Raw genomic sequence first — 20,118 nt, 5'->3', positions numbered from 1 at the left:
CCTCAGCCGCGCTGGTCCACGTACTCGAAGATCGACCCGTCCGGGTGCATCGCGAGCAGATTGCGGCCCGCCGGCGTCGGCACCGGCTCCACCAGGATGCGGGCGCCGAGGCTGGTGAGCAGCTCGTGCGCCTCGTCCACGTCCTTGACGGCGATGGTCGCGGTGACCTTGCGCAGGATCTCCAGCTCCGCCTCCGGGCCGCTCATCAGCAGGAAGGAGCCGATCGCGGCGACCTGGACCCCGCCGCGTTCGAAACGCAGCGCCGTGCCACCGGCCAGCCGCTCGTAGAAGGGGATCGCGGTCTCGATGTCGGCAACGCAGATACGCAGCGAGGCGCCCATAATCTCCATGCGGACGAGCCTAGTTGGGACGGGGGCCGCCGCGCAGGTCCCCCGGAGTTACCCGGGGTGCGCGCCGGGTACCCGCGGTCCATGAACCGTTCGCAACCCTTGGATCATCTGGAACATCTCGACAAGGAGCTGGTCGAGGAGCTGGCTCAGGTGGCCCGTGTGACGGTACGGGAGGAGCTGCGCGAGCAGACCCGCAAGCAGCGCCGTACCGCCGTGCTCTACGGGGCGTCGGGCGCCGCCGCCCTGTACGCGGGCGGCGCGGTCGTCCTCGCCGTCGGCCTGGCCCTGGCGATCGGGCTGCCCGGCTGGGCGGCCGCGCTGATCACCGGGGCGCTGATGGCCGCGGTGGCGTACGCGCTGCGGGCCGGTGCCCGCGCCGGGCGCGGACCGCACCCGCCGCACCGGGTGGTCGGCGGCGCCCCGCCGGTCGCCCCGCCGGGCGGTCTCGGCATGCCGTACCCGCCGGTGCCGAAGGACCCGCCGCGGACCCCCGCCGACATGGACGAACCGGGCCGGTGACCGGCGAGGACGGCCCGCCCCGTCCACGGGGCGGGCCGTCGGTCCGTTGTCCGGCGTCAGTGGCCGGTCAGCCGGGGCAGCACCTTGGTCCGGTAGAAGTCGAAGAAGCCCCGCTGGTCGGGGCCGATCTGGTTGACGTACACGCGGTCGAACCCGGCGTCGGCGAACGCCCGCAGGGCGGCGGCGTGTTCGTCCGGGTCGTCACCGCAGACCACGTTCTGCCGGACCATGTCCTCCGTGACCAGCTCGTGCAGCTGCTCGAAGTGCCGTGGTGAGGGCAGCACCTGACCCATCTCGCCGGGCAGCAGCTCGTTGTACCAGAGCCGGTGCACGGTCCGGACGCACTCCTCGCGGTCGGCGCCGTAGCAGACCTTGGTGCCGCCGCTGACGAGCTTGGCCCCGCCGCCGCCCGTGGGGGTGCCCCCGTTCGAGCGAAGCCGAGAATGGGGGAGGTAGGAGGTGACCATCTCCTCCTTCGGCATCATGGTGATGTAGCCGTCGCCCACGCGGGAGGCGAGGGAGATCGCCTTGGGGCCGAAGCCGGAGATGTCGATCGGCACCGGCTCGTCGGGGACGGTGTAGAGGCGGGCGTTCTCCACGGTGTAGTGCGTGCCGTGGTGGCTGACCTCCTCGCCGGTGAACAGCCGGCGCATCACATGCACCGCCTCCTCCAGCATCTCCAGGCGCACGCGCACCGGGGGCCAGCGGTCGCCGAGGATGTGCTCGTTCAGCGCCTCTCCGGTGCCGAGGCCCAGCCGGAAGCGGCCCTCGGTCTGCACCGCGCAGGTCGCCGCCGCGTGCGCCGTCACCGCGGGGTGCATCCGCACGGTCGGGCAGGTCACGGCGGTCTCGACGGGCAGCGACACCGCCTCCGACAGCGCGCCGATCACCGACCACACGAAGGGGCTCTGCCCCTGCGCGTCGTTCCACGGGTGGAAGTGATCGGAGATCCACAGCGCCTGGAAACCGGCCTGCTCGGCCATCCGCGCCTGCTCCACGAGGGCGGCCGGACCGTGCTCCTCGCTCGCCAGAAAACAACCGTATTCGGGCATAGAGGTACCTCCGCGGGCCGGGTAACCGGCGGTCCCGGTGCGAAACGCGGTCGGTCCCGCCGGGCGGCGGCGGCCCGGCACGGGTGTCCGTGTGCTCCGCCCGGGTGGCCGCACCGGCGTTTGGTTGGTCCGGCCCCGGATACGCGGAACACCTCGCACGAGCCCACCGCCGAAGGCGTCACCGGGAGCCGGCCGCGCACGGCGACCGTCGACGCCGGCCTCGCCGTCCACCGGGCCCCGGGCCCTGGAACGGCCGGCCCGGAACCGGACGAAGGCCCCACGAATCTCGCCCAAGGAGAGCCATGGACACCGCCGAACTCGCCGAACTCGGACAGCAGTTGCGCGTCGACAGCGTACGGGCCGCCGCGGCGGCGGGATCCGGGCATCCCACGTCCTCGATGTCCGCCGCCGACCTGATGGCCGTGCTGCTCGCGAACCACCTGTGCTACGACTTCGAGCGCCCGGAGCACCCCGCGAACGACCGCTTCGTGCTGTCCAAGGGCCATGCCTCGCCGCTGCTGTACTCCGCGTACAAGGCGGCCGGCGCCGTCGAGGACGGTGAGCTGGTCACCTTCCGCAAGCTCGGCAGCCGCCTCGAAGGACACCCGACGCCCCGCAGGCTGCCCTGGGTGGAGACGGCCACCGGCTCCCTCGGCCAGGGGCTGCCCGTAGGGGTCGGCATCGCGCTGGCCGGGCTGCGCCTGGACCGCGCCGGCTACCGGGTGTGGGTGCTGTGCGGGGACAGCGAGCTGGCGGAGGGCTCGGTGTGGGAGGCCGCCGAGCATGCGGGGTTCGAGAACCTGGACAACCTGAAGGTGATCGTGGACGTCAACCGGCTCGGGCAGCGCGGCCCCACCCGGCACGGCCACGACCTGGACGCCTACGCCCGCCGCTTCCAGGCCTTCGGCTGGCACACCATCGAGATCGACGGCCATGACGTGGACGCCATCGACCGGGCGTACGGGGAGGCGCTGTCCACCACCGGGCAGCCCGTGGTGATCCTCGCCCGCACCCTCAAGGGCAAGGGCGTGGCCGCCGTGGAGGACCACGAAGGCCACCACGGCAAGCCGCTGCCCGACGCCGACGAGGCGATCGCCGAACTCGGCGGCCCCCGCGAGCTGCGCGTCCGCGTGGGCGAGCCGCCGGCCGCCGCCGTGCTGCGCGACCGCACCACCGACGTGCTCCGGCTGCCGCGCTACGACAAGGGCGACGAGGCCGCCACCCGGGACGCCTTCGGCGCCGCCCTCGCCGCGCTCGGCGACGCGCGCGGCGACGTCGTCGCCCTGGACGGCGAGGTCGGCGACTCCACCCGCACCGAGGAGTTCGCCAAGGCGCACCCCGAGCGCTTCTTCGAGTGCTACATCGCCGAACAGCAACTCGTCGCCACCGCCGTGGGGATGGCGGCCCGCGGCTGGGTGCCGTTCGCCGCGACGTTCGCCGCGTTCCTCACCCGTGCCCACGACTTCGTGCGCATGGCGTCCATCAGCGGCTCCGGGATCAACTTGGTCGGCTCGCACGCCGGGGCCGCCATCGGGCAGGACGGGCCCTCCCAGATGGGCCTGGAGGACCTCGCCCTGTTCCGCTCCGTGTACGGCTCCACGGTGCTCTACCCGTGCGACGCCAACCAGACCGCACGGCTCGTCGCCACCATGGCCGGGCTCGACGGCATCCGCTACCTGCGCACCTCCAGGGGCAAGACCCCGGTGCTCTACGACCCCGACGAGGAGTTCCCGGTGGGCGGCAGCAAGACGCTGCGCTCCTCCGAGGAGGACCGGCTGACGATCGTCGCCGCCGGGGTCACCGTGCCCGAGGCACTGGCGGCGGCCGACCGGCTCGCCGAGGACGGCATCGCGGTCCGGGTGATCGACCTGTACTCGGTCAAGCCCGCGGACGCCGGGACGCTGCGCCGGGCCGCCGAGGACACCGGCTGCCTGCTCACCGTCGAGGACCACCACCCCGAGGGCGGCCTCGGGGACGCGGTCGCGGAGGCCTTCGCCGACGGCCGGCCCATGCCCCGCCTCGTCCGGCTCGCGGTGCGCACGATGCCCGGCTCCGCCGCCCCGGACGAGCAGCTGCACGCCGCGGGCATCGACGCCATCGGCATCACCGCCGCGGCGAAACTGCTGGTGGAGGAGGCGGTGGTGCGGTGAGCGAGGGCGAGGCACGGCCGATACGGGCGGGCCGGCGCACCGTACGGATCCAGCGGCCGGAGAAGGTCCTCTTCCCCGGCCGCGAGGGCGCGAAGGAGTACACCAAGGGCGACCTCGCCGACTACTACCACTCCGTCGCCCCCTATCTGCTGCCGCACCTGAGGGGCCGCCCGCTGATGCTGGAGCGCCACCCGGACGGCGTCGACGGCCCCCGGTTCATGCAGAAGAACACCCCGGAGCACTACCCGGGGTGGATCACCCGCGCCGAGGTCGCCAAGGAGGGCGGCACCGTCACGCACGTCGTGTGCGACGACACCGCGACCCTCCTCTTCCTCGCCGACCAGGCATGCGTCACCCAGCACCGCTGGCTGTCCCGCACCGACCGCGCCGCCGGCCCCGACCACCCCGACCGGCTGGTGTTCGACCTCGACCCGCCCGACGACGACTTCGCCCCGGTCCGCGAGGCCGCCGCCCTGCTGCACGGGCTGCTGGACGAACTCGCCCTGCCCACAGCCCCGATGACCACCGGCTCCCGCGGGCTGCACCTCGTCGTCCCGCTCGACGGCCGCGAAGGCTTCGACGAGGTACGGCAGTTCGCCCACGACGTCGCCGAACTCGCCGCCGCACGCCACCCGGACCGGCTCACCACCGCCGTCCGCAAGGACGACCGCGGCGGCCGCCTCTACCTCGACGTCCAGCGCAACGCCTACGCGCAGACCGCGGTCGCCCCCTACACGGTCCGGGCCCGCCCCGGCGCCCCCGTCGCCGTGCCCCTCGCCTGGGCGCAGCTGGACGACCCGGGGCTCGACGCCCGCCGCTGGACCATCGCCGACGCCCTGGCACAGGCCCGCACCGACCCGTGGGCGGACCTGCCGGCCCGGGGCCGCGCTCTCGGGCCCGCCCGGCGGCGCCTCGCGGACCTGCGCGCCTGAAAACGGCCCGGAGGGACGACGGAGGAAGCGTGAAGGTTTGGCCACGGGATGAGCGGCCACCCGCATCAAGAGGTGGCCATGTCGAACACACATCGCACATCACGTCCACAGAGTCGACAAGAACCCCGGCGACGAGCCGAACGAGAAGCGGAACAGGAAACCGAGCAGGAAGCCGAAGAGGAAACCGGGCGGGACGCCGGACAGGAAACCGAGCGGAACGCCGAACAGGAAACCGAGCGGAACGCTCGGCGAGAACCGGAAAAGGAACGCGAGGGCGCCGGGTCCGGCGGACAGGAGCCCGACGACCGGCGGCCGGCCCCCATGGAGGTACTGCGACAGGCGCGCGGTCAGCTCGCCGAGCTGACCGGGCTCGTGCCCGAGTCGGTGTCCTCCTTCGAGCAGACCGAGGACGGCTGGTCGCTGGAGGTCGAGGTGCTGGAGCTGGCCCGGGTGCCCGACACCATGAGCCTGATGGGCGGCTACCAGGTCGATGTCGACCGGAACGGACAGCTCACCGGCTACCGGCGGGTCCGCCGCTACGAGCGCGGCAGAGCCGACCCGCGGCCCGGCGGACGCTAGCCCCCGGCCCGGCGACCCGACCCACCGCCCACGAGCTACCCAGAGCTATCCAGGAGGAGGAACGGCGGGCATGACCGTTGTCCCGGCACAGCAGAGCGGCGGCGGAGGCACCAGCGGCCTCTACGACGTACTGGAGCTGGTTCTCGACCGCGGCCTGGTGATCGACGCCTTCGTGCGCGTCTCCCTGGTCGGCATCGAGATCCTGAAGATCGACGTCAGGGTCGTCGTGGCGAGCGTCGACACCTATCTGCGCTTCGCGGAGGCCTGCAACCGCCTCGATCTCGAATCCGGACCCAGCAAGAGCCCGGGCCTGCCCGACGTGGTCGGCCAGGTCACCGAGTCCGGCGCGCGCGGCAAGTCCAAGGGGGCCCTCTCCGGGGCCGCCGAGACCATATCCGACGCGTTCAAGCAGGCCCGCGAGGAGGGCGAGGAACGGCCCCGAGCCCGTAAGGCCCCGGCCCGCCGCAAGGAGGAGCAGGAGTGAGCACGTACGTCTACGGGATCACCGCCCGTTCGCACCCGGCGCTTCCCGAGGGGATGACCGGCGTGGGCGATCCGGCCCGGCCCGTGCGGGTCCTGGTCGAAGGCGAGCTGGCCGCCCTGGTCAGCGACGCCCCCGAGGGCCTGCGCCCCAAGCGCCGGGACCTGCTCGCCCACCAGAACGTGCTCGCCGAGGCGGGCGCGGCCGGCTGCGTGCTGCCCATGCGGTTCGGCAACGTGGCCACCGACGACGACTCCGTCGTCCAGGTCCTCGGTGAACGCGCCGACCACTACCGGGAGCGGCTCGCCGCCCTGGAGGGCAAGGTCGAGTACAACGTCAAGGCCAACCACGTGGAGGAGGCGGTCCTGCACCTGGTGATGGCCGAACAGCCGGAACTGCGCGCCCTCGCGGACGCCAACCGGAAGGCGGGCGGCGGCAGTTACGACGACAAGCTGCGCCTCGGCGAGATGGTCGCCAACGCCGTCAAGTCCCGGGAGGCCCAGGACGCCGCCGATGTGCGCGGCGTCCTGGAGCCGACCGCCGCGGCGGTCAGCGCCGGGCCCCAGTCCACCGGCTGGCTGCTCAACGACTCGTTCCTGGTCGCCCGGGACACCGCCGAGGACTTCCTGGCCGCCGTCGAACGGGTCCGCGACGGCCGTCCCCACCTGGAACTGCGCGTCAACGGTCCGTTGCCGCCGTACAGCTTCGTCGAACCGGGCCCCGCCCAGCCGGCGGACACCACCGCTCCGGCCCCCTAGGGGCGGCGGGACGGCCCGAGCGGTCCGGACGGACATCGGAAGGAGGACCCCGTGGGACTGATCAAAGAGGTGCTGCTGCTGCCCTTCGCGCCGGTGCGCGGCAGCGGTTGGGCGATCAACCAGGTGCTCCGTGAGGCGGAGCGGATCTACTACGACCCCGCCACCGTACGGGCCGAACTCGCCCGCCTCGAAGAGCGGTTGACGGCGGGCGAGATCACCGAGGAGGAGTTCGACCGGCGCGAGGACGAACTGCTCGACCGGCTGGAGGCCACCCACGGCCCCGGCGACACCACAGGCAACGGAACGGGACGATGAACCGAACGGCACTGGGCCTCGCCGTAGGGGCCGGATACTTCCTGGGACGCACCAGGAAACTGAAGATGGCGGTCGCGGTCGGCTCGCTCGTGGCGGGCAAGAAGCTCAACCTCGGCCCGGGCGCCCTCGCCGACCTGGCACGCCGGCAGCTGGGCGACAACCCGCAGTTCAAGGAGATCGGCGACCAGCTCCGCCAGGATCTGCGGGGCGTCGGCAAGGCGGCCTCCGGGGCCATGGTGGAACGGCAGATGAGCAGCCTCGCCGACCGCCTCCACGACCGTACGGCCCAGGTGCGCGGCGGACTCTCCGGAGCGGCCGCGGGCGGGTCCGAGGAGGAGGTGGACGACGAGGACCGGGACCGCGAGGACCGCGGGGCCCGGGACGACGACCGCGACTCCGACCGGGATACCGACCGTGACACCGAGCGCGACGACGAGCCGCGCGGTGGCGGTGGCGAGTCGACCGGGGAGTCGCGCGACCGGAAGCCCGCGGCCAAGAAGGCCGCGGCGCGGCGCACGGGCTCCGCGGAGAAGACGGGGCCCGCGAAGAAGAAGACGGCGGGCAAGAAGACCGGCGCGCAGCGTCAGACGGCCGCGAAGAAGCCGGCCGGCTCCCGCGGCGGCGGTTCCGCGAAGGGCGGCGAGGAACGATGACCGACACCCTGGGATCCGCGGCCTCGGCCGCGGGGCGGGCCAACGGCGCCGCGAAGGACGCCAACCCCCTCACCGACCTCGGCCACAGCGAGGCCGCCGACCGGCTGAAGGCGGAGGCGCAGGAGTACCTGTCCGCCCAGGCCCAGCGGCTGCTGACCGGCCTGGGCCGCAAGCTCGGCGAGACCACCGGCAAGCTGAACGACATCGCGGAGGGCAACAGCCCCGGCTTCGCGAGCCTCGCGCTGGAGGGCGGCCGCAAGCTCGCCGAGGGCAAGGGCCCGCTGCGCACCGCGTTGGAGCTGGGCACCTCCCGTGTCAAGGACAACGTCAAGGACGCCGTCAAGAACCTCGGCGGCAAGAAGGGCAAGGGCCGCGGCGGCAACAAGCCCACCGTCATCATGGAGTCCATCGACGTCGGCGTGCCGCTGCGCACCGCCTACGACCAGTGGACCCAGTTCCAGGAGTTCTCCACCTTCGCCAAGGGCGTCAAGAGCGTCTCCCGCGCGGGCGACACCGAGACCGACTGGCAGGCGAAGATCTTCCTGTCCAGCCGTAGCTGGAAGGCCCGCACCACCGAGCAGGTCCCCGACCAGCGCATCCAGTGGACGTCGGAAGGCGCCAAGGGCACCACCAAGGGCGTCGTCACCTTCCACGCCCTCGGCGACGACCTGACCAGAATCCTGCTGGTCATGGAGTACTACCCGACCGGCCTCTTCGAGAAGACCGGCAACCTCTGGCGCGCCCAGGGCCGCCGGGCCAGGCTGGACCTGAAGCACTTCGCCCGCTTCATCACCCTCAGGGCGGAGGCGGAGGACGGCTGGCGCGGCGAGATACGCGACGGCGAGGTCGTCCGCAGCCACGAGGACGCGGTCGCGGAGGAGGAGTCCGAGGAGTCCGGGGAAGGGGAACCGGAGGAGGCCGAGGACCGGGAATCCGGGGAGCCGGAGGACCGGGCCGAGGAGCCGGAGGAGTCCGGGGAGTACGAGGACGAGGAGGAGGGCCCGAACGAGGGCGAGGCCGAGGAGCCGGAGGAGGACGAGGAGCCGGAGGAATACGAGGACGAGGCCGAGTACGAGGACGAGGAGCCCGGGGACGACGAGTACGAGGGCGATGAGGAGGAAGAACCCGAGTACGCCGAGCGCGGGAGCCGTCGATGACGACCCCCGCCCCCAGGTCGGGCGGCTTCCCCGACCCGTACGGCCACAGTTCGGGCGCGAACCTCGCCGACATCCTGGAACGCGTGCTGGACAAGGGTGTCGTCATCGCCGGCGACATCCGGATCAACCTGCTCGACATCGAACTGCTCACCGTGAAGCTGCGGCTCATCGTCGCATCGGTGGACAAGGCGAAGGAGATGGGGATCGACTGGTGGGAGAGCGACCCGGCCCTGTCCTCCCGGGCCCGCCGGGACGAGCTGACCCGGGAGAACGCCGAGCTGAGGGAACGGCTGGCCCGGCACGAGGAGCTGGAGCCGGGCCGCGTACGGAAGGAGGCGCCATGAGCGGGTTGCGCTACGTCTACGCCGTCTGCCGTCCCCTCGGGGCGCCCCTGCAGGCCCAGCTGACGGGCATCGGGGGCGCCCCGCCGGCCCTGCTGCCCCACCGCGGCCTGATCGCGGTGGTCAGCACGGTCCCCGAGGCCGACTTCTGCGAGGAGGGCCTGAAGGCCCATCTGGAGGACCTGGACTGGCTGGCCGCGACCGCCCGCGCCCACCAGGGCGTGATCGACGCGCTCACCACGGTCACCACCCCGCTGCCGCTGCGCCTCGCGACCGTCTTCCGGGACGACAGCGCGGTACGCACCATGATCGAGGCCCGGGAGGCCGACTTCCTGCGCGCCCTGGACCGGCTGGCGGGCCGGGTGGAGTGGGGCGTGAAGGTGTTCACGGAACCGGCCCCCGAGCCCGCCGAGGCCGCCGGGCCGGCGGAGAAGCCCGGCAGGCCCATGAGCGGCCGGGACTACCTGCGCCGCCGCCGCGCGGACACCCGGGCCCACGAGGAGGACCTCCAGGCCGCCGAGGCGTTCGCCGACTCCCTGCACCGGCGGCTGTGCGCCCACGCCGAGGACGCCCGGCTGCATCCCCCGCAGAACGCGGCGCTGTCCGGCGCGCGCGGCCGCAACGTGCTCAACGCCGCCTATCTGGTGCCCCGGGACCGCTCCGAGGAGTTCGTGGAGCTGGTGGACCGCACGAAGGACGAGGCGGGCGGGCTGCGGGTGGAGCTGACCGGGCCCTGGGCCGCGTATTCGTTCAGCGGGTTCGCCGAGGAGGACGCGCGGCCCGGCGTGCGGACGGGGGAGGGCCGGTGACCGTCGTGGAACGCCGGGAGATCGCGCTGGTCGACCTGCTGGACCGGCTGCTGGCCGGCGGCGTCGTCATCACCGGCGACGTCACCCTGCGCATCGCCGACGTGGACCTCGTCCGCATCGACCTGAACGCGCTGATCAGCTCGGTCAACGCGTCCGTGCCCTCGCCGTTCGAGCTGTCCGCGAAGGAGTGGTGATGACCGCCCGCAACCGGCTCGACCTCGAACCCGACACGGTCGAGCGCGACCTGGTGAAACTGGTGCTCACCGTGGTGGAACTGCTGCGCCAGCTCATGGAACGGCAGGCCGTACGGCGCTTCGACACCGGCGACCTGTCCGAGGAGCAGGAGGAGCGGATCGGGCTCACCCTGATGCTGCTGGAGGACAGGATGGCGGAGCTGCGCGACCGCTACGGGCTGCGGCCCGAGGACCTCAACCTGGACCTCGGACCGCTCGGCCCCCTGCTGCCCCGCGACTGACGGTCACGCCTCCTTGCGGCAGAGGATCTCCCCGTGCAGGACCGCGAACCAGCCGTCCTGATGCCGCCCCCACTCCCGCCAGACCTCCGACACCGCCCGCAGCCGCTCCGGCGTGGCGTGGCCGCCCGCCGTAGCCCGTTCGGCGTAGGCGGAGGCGAGCGTGCGGTCCGCCCACAGGCCGCTCCACCAGGCGCGCTCCTCCTCGGTGGCGAAGGTCCAGGTGCCGCTGGTCGCGGTGATGTCCCGCAGTCCCGCGGCCAGCGCCCAGGACTTCAGCCGGCGCCCCGCGTCCGGCTCGCCGCCGTTGGCGCGCGCCACCCGCGCGTACAGGTCCAGCCAGTCGTCCAGGCCCGGCAGCGCCGGGTACCAGGTCATCGCCGCGTAGTCCGCGTCCCGTACCGCGATGAACCCGCCCGGCCGCGTCACCCGCCGCATCTCGCGCAGCGCCTGCACCGGGTCGCCCACGTGCTGGAGCACCTGGTGGGCGTGGACCACGCAGAAGGTGTCGTCCGGGTAGTCCAGGGCGTGCACGTCCGCGACCGCGAAGTCCACGTTCGCCAGCCCGCGCGCGGCGGCCGTCTCCCGCGCCTGCTCCAGGATGCCCGGGGCGTGGTCGACGCCCGTCACGTGTCCGTCGGGCACCAGCTCGGCCAGGTCGGCGGTGATGGTCCCCGGACCGCAGCCGATGTCCAGGACCTTCATGTGCGGCTTCAGGGAACCGAGCAGGTAACCCGCGGAGTTGGCGGCCGTGCGCCAGGTGTGCGAACGCAGCACCGACTCGTGGTGCCCGTGCGTGTAGACGGCGGTCTCCCGTGCATCCGGCATGGCTGTCTCCCCTGTTCGTCGCAGTCCGGTCGCGTCCTCGACGCGTTTTCGCCGCCCTGGCCGGACCGGCCCGCGGCACGCCTCACCGTACGCGCGCATGCCGAATGATGAGACCCACGTTTTACAATATGGACTGATGGATCGTCAGGAAGTGTTGGGCAGCGGGCGGTAGACCGTCAGCGCCTCCGGCAGCTTCTCCACCGTCAACTCGCCCGAGGCCGTCGTGATCTCGCCGTCGTACGCCAGCGGGGTGCCGGGCGCGAGGCCGGTCAGCCGCAGCCGGTTCACCTGGACGGCCGCATGGGCGGGCGACCTGGTGAGGGGCCCCGCGGCGGCCGCGGCGAGCAGCCGCAGCGCGGGCCGGCCGCTGCCGTGCACCACGCGCACGTCCAGCAGCCCGTCCGCCAGATCGGTACGGCGGCCCGGCGCGAGCCCCATCCGGTGGTAGACGCCGTTGCCGGCGAACAGCAGCCACAGCGGCCGCCGTTCACCGCCCACCTCCACCTCCAGCGGATGCCGGTCCGCGCGCAGCACGCGCAGCGCGGCGAGCAGGCCGGCCGGCCAGCCGCCGATCCGGTGCGACCAGGAGTCGCGGGCGCGCACCAGCTCCGGGTAGACGCCGAGGCTCAGCGTGTTCAGGAACAGGCCCTCGGCGCCGTCGGTGACGAACCGGCCCGCGTCCACCCGGACCGCCTCGCCCCTGCGCACCGCGCGGGCCAGATCGCGTTCGTCCTCCACGCCCAGGTCGTGGGCGAAGTGGTTCAGGGTGCCGCCCGGCAGCACCGCGAGCGGCAGCCCGTGGCGCAGGGCGGCCTCGGCGGCCGCGTTCACGGTGCCGTCGCCGCCGCACACCCCGAGCACCCGCGCCCGCGCCGCCGCCTTCGCGAGCGCGTCGGCCGTCTCGCCGGGCACGCACTCGACGACCTCCGCGCCCGGCAGCGCGGCCCGCAGCCCGCGCACCCGGTCGGCGGTGCCCGAGCCCTGGTTGGCGACCACCACCAGCCCCTCGCCCTCCGGCAGCGCGGGCGCCTCGGCGCGCGGCCGGGCCCCGGGCACCGTGGCCGCGCGGGCCGGCACCAGACGCCGTACCAGGAGGGCCGCGCCCGCGCCGAGCGCCGCGCCGGCCAGGACGTCGCTCGGGAAGTGCACCCCGGTGTAGACCCGGGAGGCGGCCACCGAGAACGCCAGCGGCGCCACCGCGGCGCCCCACGCGGGCGACTCCAGCGCCACCCCGGCGGCGAAGGCGGCCGCCGACGCCGCGTGGCCCGAGGGGAAGGAGGTGGTGACCGGCTGCCGCCGCAGCCGCCGCCCCAGCGGCACCGGGTCGAGCACCGGCCGGCTCCGGCGCACCGAGCGCTTGCCGAGCGTGTTGACGGTCGCGGAGGCCACGGCGAGCGAGGCCAGGCCCCGTACGGCGGCCCGCCGGGCCCGGGGCGTACGGCTCGCGGCCAGCGCGGCGGCCACGCCGGCCCACAGCACCCCGTGGTTGGCGCTGCGGCTCAGCCGGGGCAGCACGCGTTCGGCCCCCGGCCAGTTCCACCGGGCGGCCCGCTCGAAGAGCCGGGAGTCGGCGGCGAGCAGCCGTTCGTACAGGGGGTGCGGAGCGACGGTCGGCAGGGTCAGGTCGATGTCCGGAGTCACGGTCTGGTCCATAGGGGTGCGGTTACCCTGAAGTGCCCGTTTCCTGTCCCGCCGGGCCCCGCGCCGCGAGGACGTCGCCCGGACGCCACAAGGAGATCGCCCGGATGCGCCTGCTCCTGATCCGCCACGGCCAGACCCCGTCCAACCTGCGCCACCTGCTGGACACCGCCGTACCCGGGCCCGGGCTCACCCCGCTCGGCGAGGCGCAGGCCGCCGCGCTGCCCCGGGCGCTGGCCGCCGAGGACATCGGCGCGCTCTACGCCTCCCCGCTGATCCGCACCCAGCTCACCGCGGCCCCGCTGGCCCTGGAACGGGGGCTGCGGGTGACCGTCCGCGACGGCATCCGCGAGCTGTCCGCGGGCCGGCTGGAGATGCTGCCCGGCGACGCCCCCGAGGCGGAGGCCTACATGCGCACCGTCTTCGCCTGGTCGGCCGGGCAGACCGCGCTGCGCGTCCCCGGCGGGGAAAGCGGCGCGGAGGCCCTCGCGCGGTACGACGCCGTGATCGAGGAGGCGTACCTCAGCGGCGCCGGCACCGTCGCCCTGGTCAGCCATGGCGCCGCGATCCGGATGTGGACCGCCGCCCGCGCCGTCAACATCGACGTCCCCTTCGCGGCCGCCCGCCCCCTGGCCAACACCGGGGTGATCACCCTGGAGGGCGAGCCGGGGGCCGGCTGGCGCGCCCTGACCTGGGAGACGCACACCATCGAGCCGCCGGGCACGCCCGGACCGGCCGGGGAGCCCCTGGACACCACCGGGTGACGCGGAGCGGCCGTCGACCCGCGCGGCCCCTTCCGATAACGGTTTGCCCCTGTCCGCCCCCGGGCCGGAGAATGCCGCCTCATGGGACATCTGGAAGCCGCGCACCTCGAGTACCACCTCCCCGACGGCAGGACGCTGCTCGGTGATGTCTCCTTCCGGGTCGGCGAGGGCGCGGCCGTCGCCCTGGTCGGCCCGAACGGCGCGGGCAAGACCACCCTGCTGCGGCTGATCTCCGGCGAGCTGAAGCCGCACGGCGGCTCGGTCACCGTGAGCGGCGGCCTCGGCGTGATGCGCCAGTTCGTCGGCTCCGTGCGGGACGAGACGACCGTGCGGGACCTGCTGGTCTCCGTCGCCCCGCCCCGCATCCGCGAGGCGGCGAAGGCCGTGGACGAGGCCGAGCACGCCGTCATGACGGTGGACGACGAGGCCGCCCAGCTCCGCTACGCGCAGGCGCTGGCCGACTGGGCCGAGGTGCGCGGCTACGAGGCCGAGACCCTGTGGGACATGTGCACCACCGCCGCGCTCGGTATGCCGTACGAGCGGGCCCAGTGGCGCCAGGTGCGCACCCTGTCCGGCGGCGAGCAGAAGCGCCTGGTGCTGGAGGCGCTGCTGCGCGGCACCGACGAGGTCCTCCTGCTGGACGAGCCGGACAACTACCTGGACGTGCCCGGCAAGCGATGGCTGGAGCAGCAGCTCGGGGAGACCCGCAAGACGGTCCTGTTCGTCTCCCACGACCGCGAACTCCTCGCCCGCGCCGCCGAGAAGATCGTCTCGGTCGAACCGGGACCGGCGGGCGCCGACGCCTGGGTGCACGGCGGCGGCTTCGCCACCTACCACGAGGCCCGCCGCGAACGCTTCGCCCGCTTCGAGGAGCTGCGCCGCCGCTGGGACGAGAAGCACGCCCAGCTCAAGAAGCTCGTCCTGAACCTCCGTCAGGCCGCCTCCGTCAGCCACGAGATGGCCTCCCGCTACGCCGCCGCGCAGACCAGGCTGCGCAAGTTCGAGGAGGCCGGACCGCCCCCGGAGCCGCCGCGCGAGCAGGACATCACCATGCGCCTGAAGGGCGGCCGTACCGGAGTGCGCGCGGTCACCTGCGCGGGACTCGGGCTGACCGGCCTGATGAAGCCGTTCGACCTGGAGGTGTTCTACGGCGAACGGGTCGCCGTCCTCGGCTCCAACGGCTCCGGCAAGTCCCACTTCCTGCGCCTGCTGGCCGGCGAGGACATCGCGCACACCGGCCAGTGGAAGCTCGGCGCGCGCGTCGTGCCGGGCCACTTCGCGCAGACCCACGCGCACCCCGAACTCCAGGGCCGCACCCTGCTGGACATCCTGTGGAAGGAGCACGCGCAGGACCGGGGCGCGGCCATGTCCCGGCTGCGCCGCTACGAGCTGACCCAGCAGGCCGAGCAGTCCTTCGAGCGGCTCTCCGGCGGCCAGCAGGCCCGCTTCCAGATCCTGCTGCTCGAACTCCAGGGCGTCACCGCCCTGTTGCTGGACGAGCCGACCGACAACCTGGACCTGGAGTCCGCCGAGGCCCTCCAGGAGGGCCTGGAGGCCTTCGACGGCACGGTCCTCGCGGTCACCCACGACCGCTGGTTCGCCCGCTCCTTCGACCGCTTCCTGGTCTTCGGCACCGACGGCCACGTCCGCGAGACCCCGGAGCCGGTCTGGGACGAACGCCGCGTGGAACGGGCCCGCTAGCCCGCGCCGCCAGGCCCCACCGGGTGCCCCGCCGGCCCGGGTGCGCGCCGCGAGCCGGTGGCGGCGCCCCGGTCCGCGGAGGCCCCGGGCCCGGGATGTTCGTACAGTGGACTGAGGAACGCGAGCTCCATGGAATCCTGCCGGAAACCGCCCAGGGGCAGGGCGCGCCGGGCGGGGTACCCGGACCCCATGAACGGACACGACGAGCGGGGCACCACCATGACCGGAGTCGACCCCAGCCGACTGGACGACCAGCAGCTCATGAAGGAGCTGGAGACGATCCACCGCACGCGCCACGACACCCTCCTGTACGGCTCCAACGACGCGCTGCGGGCCCACAACGAGCGCATGGCGCAGCTGGAGGGCGAGTATCTGCGCCGCAATCCGCGCCGCGTGGTCAGCGCGGGCCGCACCCGTGAGGGCGCCCGCGAGCGCCACTGCGGCGAATCGGTGACCCCGGGGCCGTCCGGCACCTGACGCGGGCACGGCGAGACGCGCGCACGGCGAAGGGCCGGCCCGGGGGCCGGCCCTTCGCGGGGTCCTCCTTCGCGGATCGCGGGCTCAGCCCGCCTCCCCGGCGAACACGTGCAGGAACGCGTCGCAGAACGCCTTCAGATCGTCCGGCTTACGGCTGGTCACCAGCAGGTTGGACCCGTGGTCGCAGATCTTGACCTGCTCGTCCACCCAGGTGCCGCCCGCGTTGCGGATGTCCGTCTTCAGGCTCGGCCAGGACGTCAGCACCCGGCCCCGTACGACGTCCGCCTCCACCAGCGTCCACGGCGCGTGGCAGATCGCGGCGACCGGACGCCCCCGGTCGAAGAAGTCCTTCACGAACCCCACGGCCTTCTCGTCCATCCGCAGGAAGTCCGGGTTGGCCACCCCGCCGGGCAGCACCAGCCCCCCGAACGAGGTGGCGTCCGCCTCGGCGACCACCTCGTCCACCTCGAAGGTGTCCGCCTTGTCGAGGTGGTTGAAGCCCTGCACCTTCCCGGCTTCGGTCGACACCAGCACCGGCTCGTGCCCGGCGTCCGAGGCCGCCTTCCAGGGCTCGGTCAGCTCCACCTGCTCGACGCCCTCGGGCGCCACCAGAAACGCGATACGCATGCTCCTCGTATTCCTTTCCCGGCGCTCCGGGCGGCCTCGGCGGCCCGATCGCGCCGTTCCCTTGCCCTGCCGGCGTCCGGGCTCATCCGCCGCCCACCAGCGCCTCGGCCAGCTGCTGCACATTGCGGAACCGCTCGCCGCGCGGCAGCTCCGCCACCGCGTCCACCAGCGGGTCCGGCGCGTTGTCCCGGCGCAGTGCCGAGGCCAGCTCGCCCGCCCGCGCCGGAAAGGCGCCGCGCGCCAGGCTGCGGGCCAGCTCCAGCCGCACCCGCTCCAGGGACGCCGGGGAGCCGAGGCCGCCGACGGGGCCGCCGGTCACCTCCGGGTCGTCGTCGGCGGCGGGCTCCGGGTCGTGCCACTCCTCGACCCGGGTCGGGTGGCCGGACCTCAGCAGTCCCTTCAGCTCGTGCTTCATCTCGTCGTCCCGGTGCACGTTCAGCCGGTCACTGCCTCGCTGCATATCTCTCTCCAGGGGGTCGAACGTCCGCACCCGCGTACCCGGTACGGCCTCACCGACACCGTCGCCTACTGCCCCTTCCGGCCCGGCAGGAACTCCTGGACCTTGGCCTTCAGCCCCTGTTTGACCATCGAGCCCCGGTCCGCGTCGCCCTTGAGGACCGCGGCCGCCGTGGCCTCCATCTGCTCCCAGCTGGCGTGCGGCGGGATCGGCGGCACGGCGGGATCGGTCAGGAACTCGATCACGCAGGGCCGGTCCGCCGCGAGGGCGGCCCGCCAGCCCGGCTCGACGTCCTCCGGCTTCTCCACCCGGATGCCCTCCAGGCCGAGCGTGCGCGCGAAGGCGGCGTACTGCACGTCCGGGATCTCCTGCGACGGCAGGAAGGACGGCGAGCCCTCCATCGCCCGCATCTCCCAGGTCACCTGGTTGAGGTCCTGGTTGTTCCAGACCGCGACCACCAGCCGCGGATCCGCCCAGCGGTCCCGGTACTTGGCCGCGGTGATCATCTCCGCGAGCCCGTTCATCTGCATCGCGCCATCGCCGACCAGCGCGAACACCGGCCGGTCCGGATGCGCGAACTTCGCCCCGATCGCGTACGGCACCCCGGGCCCCATCGTCGCCAGCGTCCCGGACAGCGAGCCGCGCATGCCGGGCCGCATGGTGATGTGCCGCGCGTACCAGTTGGCCACCGAACCCGAGTCGGAGGTGAGGATCGCGTCGTCGGGGAGCAGCGGGTCGAGCGCCCGCGCCACGTACTCCGGGTTGATCGGGTCCGCCGCGAGCCCGGCCCGCCGTTCCATCGTCTCGTGCCAGCGCCGCACGTTGGCGGCCACCGTGTCCGACCACTCCCGGCCGCCCCGGTCGCCGTCCAGCAGCGGGATCAGCCGCTGGAGCGTCGCCTGCGCGTCGCCGACCAGGTTCACCTCGTACGGGTACCGCATCCCGATCATGTGCGGGTCCAGATCGATCTGCACGGCGCGCGCCTTGCCGAACTCCGGCATGAACTGGGTGTACGGGAACGAGGACCCGATGGTCAGCAGCGTGTCGCAGTCCCGCATCAGCTCGTACGACGGCCTGCTGCCCAGCAGCCCGATCGGCCCGGTGACGTACGGCAGCTCGTCGCTGAGCACGTCCTTGCCGAGCAGCGCCTTCGCGACGCCCGCGCCGAGCAGCTCCGCGATCTCGCGCACCTCGGCGACCGCGTGCGCGGCGCCCTGGCCGATCAGGACCGCCACCTTCTCGCCCGCGTTCAGCACGTCCGCGGCCCGGCGCAGCGCCTCGTCCGTCGGGGTCGCCGTCCACTCGCTCGTCCCCAGGCTGGAGGGCACCATCTTGAAGGCGTGCGTCGGCGGCGAGTAGTCCAGTTCCTGCACGTCAGCGGGGATGATCAGGGCGGTCGGGCACCGCCGGGCGTACGCCGTGCGGATCGCCCGGTCCAGCACGTTCGGCAGCTGCTCGGGCACCATCACCGTCTCCACGAACTCCGAGGCGACGTCCTTGTACAGCGTGTGCAGGTCGACCTCCTGCTGGTAGGAGCCGCCCATCGCGCTCCGGTTGGTCTGGCCGACGATCGCCAGCACCGGCACATGGTCGAGCTTGGCGTCGTACAGCCCGTTCAGGAGGTGGATCGCCCCCGGCCCTGAGGTCGCCGCGCACACGCCGATGCGGCCGCTGAACTTCGCGTACCCGACCGCCTCGAACGCGGACATCTCCTCGTGCCGGGACTGGATGAACCGCGGCCGGTCCTCCGCGCGGCCCCAGGCGGCGAGCAGCCCGTTGATGCCGTCGCCCGGATACCCGAACACCTGCTCCACTTCCCAGGCGCGCAGACGCTCCAGGATGTGGTCGGACACCTTCGTGCTCATGGAGGGACCTCCCCGGTGGGGTGCGAAGCGGACGATCCGGTCAGCGTTGACCGAGTCTCCGGTGGGCAGGCCGGAAAACCTCCCGGCGCCCCGTGACTCACGCCCGGGGAGCGCCCCGCCCCCGCACCGGGCCGCGCTGTCACCCGGCCGGGTGTCCGTGTCCCGCGAATGGGGCCCGGCCGCGCGCGCCGGGGCGCGGGGCGGGCTGTGATGGCGGGGGAGGGAGCGGTACGACCCGGGGCGCCGCCCGGCGCGGGTGCCGTACCGCCGCCCGTCCGACCGCCGGTCCGCTCGTCCGCCGTCGCTCCCGAGGAGCCCTGCCATGCGCCGCACCGTCCGCGCCCTGCCCGTCGCCCTCGTCGCAGGCGCCGCGCTCGCCCTGACCGGGCCCGTCGCCCCCGCCGGGGCGGCCACCCCCGGCGCGGGATCCGCGACCTGCGCCCCCGCGAGCGCCCCGGAGCCGCAGATGCCGGGCACCACCCGGGCGCCGGCACCCGCGCCGGACCCGGAACCGGGCGGCGCCGCGAACCGCGTGCCCGGCCCCACCGCCCGCGCGAGCGGCGGCCCCGGCACCCCCTGCGGCGACCCGCGCACGTGTGCCGACGGGAAGTCCTGCGGCGACGGCCAGGGCTGCGCGGACGGCAAGGCGTGCAGCGGGACCGGCACCGGCACCCAGTGCCGGGCGGGGGAGGCGTGCACCGGTGACGGCCCGAAGTGCACCGGCGCCAAGGCCGGGTCCTGCGCCGACGACGACCGCGCGTGCGACGGCGCCCGCTCCGGCGCCTGCGCGGACTCCGACTCCGATTCCGGCTCCGACGCCTGCCGCGAGCCCCGCTACTCCGAGGGCGGGGGCGGCGACGACCGCGACGGCGACGCGCGCTGGAGCGGCGACACCCCGGGCGGTGACGACGGCGGCGACGGCTGCGCCCAGGCCGACTCCGGCTCAGGCTCAGGCTCCGACTCCGGCTCCGGCTCCGGCGCGGGCCACGGCGTGGCGGCCGGTACGGGCGGCACCTTCAACGACTCGGTGCCCGCCCTGGTCGCCGGCGGAGCCCTGATCGCCGCCGCCTGCGCGGGCGCCGGCTACCGCGTCCACGGCCGCCTGCGGCCCGACGGAGGCGGCCGGCCGGCGGACGTGTGATCCGCACAACTCCCGTCCCGCTCATGGAGTTACGCCCAGCGGGTACACAGCA

23 protein-coding genes and 1 pseudogene are annotated in these 20,118 nt (G+C 73.9%); 17 read left to right on the top strand and 7 right to left on the bottom strand.

Annotated features, from left to right (window positions below; translation table 11 throughout):
* Window positions 1-2: 2 nt before the first annotated feature.
* A complete protein-coding gene (locus tag AB0927_RS30370; RefSeq protein WP_366670965.1) occupies window positions 3-350 on the bottom strand; it encodes a VOC family protein in 348 nt (115 codons plus the stop codon).
* Between the two features lie 81 nt (window positions 351-431).
* On the opposite strand from AB0927_RS30370, the gene AB0927_RS30365 reads away from it, so the two are divergent.
* Window positions 432-869 carry a phage holin family protein gene (locus AB0927_RS30365; RefSeq protein ID WP_366670964.1) on the top strand — a complete coding sequence of 146 codons (438 nt, stop codon included), beginning with the start codon at window positions 432-434 and terminating at the stop codon, window positions 867-869.
* A gap of 56 nt (window positions 870-925) precedes the next feature.
* Here the strand turns inward: AB0927_RS30365 and AB0927_RS30360 are convergent, their stop codons facing one another.
* The gene (locus AB0927_RS30360; protein WP_366670963.1) at window positions 926-1,921 is read right to left on the bottom strand and encodes a TIGR03557 family F420-dependent LLM class oxidoreductase; all 996 of its coding nucleotides are present in this window, start codon (window positions 1,919-1,921) and stop codon (window positions 926-928) included.
* Window positions 1,922-2,223: 302 nt separating this feature from the next.
* Here AB0927_RS30360 and AB0927_RS30355 point away from each other — a divergent pair, with 302 nt between their 5' ends.
* The 12 genes and pseudogenes from AB0927_RS30355 (at window position 2,224) to AB0927_RS30300 (ending at window position 10,571) form a co-directional block, all read left to right on the top strand.
* On the top strand, window positions 2,224-4,071 hold the full coding sequence (locus AB0927_RS30355) for a transketolase (protein ID WP_366670962.1): 1,848 nt from the start codon (window positions 2,224-2,226) through the stop codon (window positions 4,069-4,071).
* Window positions 4,068-5,003 (top strand): non-homologous end-joining DNA ligase, encoded by a 936-nt coding sequence (gene ligD / locus AB0927_RS30350; RefSeq protein WP_366670961.1) that lies wholly within the window; start codon window positions 4,068-4,070, stop codon window positions 5,001-5,003. The genes AB0927_RS30355 and ligD overlap by 4 nt, the downstream gene beginning before the upstream one ends.
* A gap of 300 nt (window positions 5,004-5,303) precedes the next feature.
* Window positions 5,304-5,582 (top strand): annotated as a pseudogene (locus AB0927_RS30345) (gas vesicle protein); the annotation flags it as partial.
* 70 nt (window positions 5,583-5,652) lie between these two features.
* Entirely contained in the window at window positions 5,653-6,066 is a 414-nt protein-coding gene (locus tag AB0927_RS30340) for a gas vesicle structural protein GvpA (protein WP_366670960.1), read from the top strand.
* Entirely contained in the window at window positions 6,063-6,821 is a 759-nt protein-coding gene (locus AB0927_RS30335; RefSeq protein WP_366670959.1) for a GvpL/GvpF family gas vesicle protein, read from the top strand. Before AB0927_RS30340 ends, AB0927_RS30335 begins: the two co-directional genes overlap by 4 nt.
* Window positions 6,822-6,872: 51 nt before the next feature.
* The gene (locus AB0927_RS30330; protein ID WP_366670958.1) at window positions 6,873-7,136 is read left to right on the top strand and encodes a gas vesicle protein GvpG; all 264 of its coding nucleotides are present in this window, start codon (window positions 6,873-6,875) and stop codon (window positions 7,134-7,136) included.
* Window positions 7,133-7,789: a DNA primase gene (locus tag AB0927_RS30325; RefSeq protein WP_366670957.1), complete on the top strand. Its 657-nt coding sequence runs from the start codon at window positions 7,133-7,135 to the stop codon at window positions 7,787-7,789. Before AB0927_RS30330 ends, AB0927_RS30325 begins: the two co-directional genes overlap by 4 nt.
* Window positions 7,786-8,946 (top strand): SRPBCC family protein, encoded by a 1,161-nt coding sequence (locus tag AB0927_RS30320; protein WP_366670956.1) that lies wholly within the window; start codon window positions 7,786-7,788, stop codon window positions 8,944-8,946. Before AB0927_RS30325 ends, AB0927_RS30320 begins: the two co-directional genes overlap by 4 nt.
* On the top strand, window positions 8,943-9,290 hold the full coding sequence (locus tag AB0927_RS30315) for a gas vesicle protein (RefSeq protein ID WP_366670955.1): 348 nt from the start codon (window positions 8,943-8,945) through the stop codon (window positions 9,288-9,290). The genes AB0927_RS30320 and AB0927_RS30315 overlap by 4 nt, the downstream gene beginning before the upstream one ends.
* On the top strand, window positions 9,287-10,096 hold the full coding sequence (locus AB0927_RS30310; protein WP_366670954.1) for a GvpL/GvpF family gas vesicle protein: 810 nt from the start codon (window positions 9,287-9,289) through the stop codon (window positions 10,094-10,096). Before AB0927_RS30315 ends, AB0927_RS30310 begins: the two co-directional genes overlap by 4 nt.
* The gene (locus tag AB0927_RS30305; RefSeq protein WP_366670953.1) at window positions 10,093-10,290 is read left to right on the top strand and encodes a gas vesicle protein; all 198 of its coding nucleotides are present in this window, start codon (window positions 10,093-10,095) and stop codon (window positions 10,288-10,290) included. Before AB0927_RS30310 ends, AB0927_RS30305 begins: the two co-directional genes overlap by 4 nt.
* Window positions 10,290-10,571, top strand: coding sequence for a gas vesicle protein K (locus AB0927_RS30300; RefSeq protein ID WP_366670952.1), 282 nt, complete (start codon window positions 10,290-10,292; stop codon window positions 10,569-10,571). Before AB0927_RS30305 ends, AB0927_RS30300 begins: the two co-directional genes overlap by 1 nt.
* Window positions 10,572-10,574: 3 nt before the next feature.
* Here the strand turns inward: AB0927_RS30300 and AB0927_RS30295 are convergent, their stop codons facing one another.
* Window positions 10,575-11,396, bottom strand: a complete 822-nt coding sequence (locus AB0927_RS30295) for a class I SAM-dependent methyltransferase (RefSeq protein WP_366670951.1) — start codon at window positions 11,394-11,396, stop codon at window positions 10,575-10,577.
* Between the two features lie 144 nt (window positions 11,397-11,540).
* The gene (locus AB0927_RS30290) at window positions 11,541-13,037 is read right to left on the bottom strand and encodes a phosphatase PAP2 family protein (protein ID WP_366671003.1); all 1,497 of its coding nucleotides are present in this window, start codon (window positions 13,035-13,037) and stop codon (window positions 11,541-11,543) included.
* Window positions 13,038-13,141: 104 nt separating this feature from the next.
* Between AB0927_RS30290 and AB0927_RS30285 the strand changes: the two genes are divergently transcribed.
* The 3 genes from AB0927_RS30285 (at window position 13,142) to AB0927_RS30275 (ending at window position 15,976) form a co-directional block, all read left to right on the top strand.
* Window positions 13,142-13,798 (top strand): histidine phosphatase family protein, encoded by a 657-nt coding sequence (locus AB0927_RS30285; protein ID WP_366670950.1) that lies wholly within the window; start codon window positions 13,142-13,144, stop codon window positions 13,796-13,798.
* 81 nt (window positions 13,799-13,879) lie between these two features.
* Window positions 13,880-15,499, top strand: a complete 1,620-nt coding sequence (locus tag AB0927_RS30280; protein ID WP_366670949.1) for an ATP-binding cassette domain-containing protein — start codon at window positions 13,880-13,882, stop codon at window positions 15,497-15,499.
* Window positions 15,500-15,688: 189 nt separating this feature from the next.
* Entirely contained in the window at window positions 15,689-15,976 is a 288-nt protein-coding gene (locus AB0927_RS30275) for a DUF6158 family protein (protein ID WP_366670948.1), read from the top strand.
* 84 nt (window positions 15,977-16,060) lie between these two features.
* Here the strand turns inward: AB0927_RS30275 and AB0927_RS30270 are convergent, their stop codons facing one another.
* The 3 genes from AB0927_RS30270 to AB0927_RS30260 form a co-directional block, all read right to left on the bottom strand.
* On the bottom strand, window positions 16,061-16,603 hold the full coding sequence (locus tag AB0927_RS30270) for a type 1 glutamine amidotransferase domain-containing protein (protein ID WP_366670947.1): 543 nt from the start codon (window positions 16,601-16,603) through the stop codon (window positions 16,061-16,063).
* 82 nt (window positions 16,604-16,685) lie between these two features.
* Window positions 16,686-17,063 (bottom strand): DUF2795 domain-containing protein, encoded by a 378-nt coding sequence (locus AB0927_RS30265; protein WP_366670946.1) that lies wholly within the window; start codon window positions 17,061-17,063, stop codon window positions 16,686-16,688.
* A 65-nt stretch (window positions 17,064-17,128) separates the two neighbouring features.
* Complete coding sequence (locus AB0927_RS30260) at window positions 17,129-18,925, bottom strand: thiamine pyrophosphate-requiring protein (RefSeq protein ID WP_366670945.1); 1,797 nt, start codon at window positions 18,923-18,925, stop codon at window positions 17,129-17,131.
* Between the two features lie 322 nt (window positions 18,926-19,247).
* Here AB0927_RS30260 and AB0927_RS30255 point away from each other — a divergent pair, with 322 nt between their 5' ends.
* A complete protein-coding gene (locus tag AB0927_RS30255) occupies window positions 19,248-20,066 on the top strand; it encodes a hypothetical protein (RefSeq protein WP_366670944.1) in 819 nt (272 codons plus the stop codon).
* Window positions 20,067-20,118: the final 52 nt, after the last annotated feature.

The organism is Streptomyces sp. NPDC048106 (genome assembly GCF_040706415.1).
In the GTDB taxonomy this organism is placed as follows: Bacteria; Actinomycetota; Actinomycetes; order Streptomycetales; family Streptomycetaceae; genus Streptomyces.
This window is presented reverse-complemented; position numbering and strand designations above follow the sequence as displayed.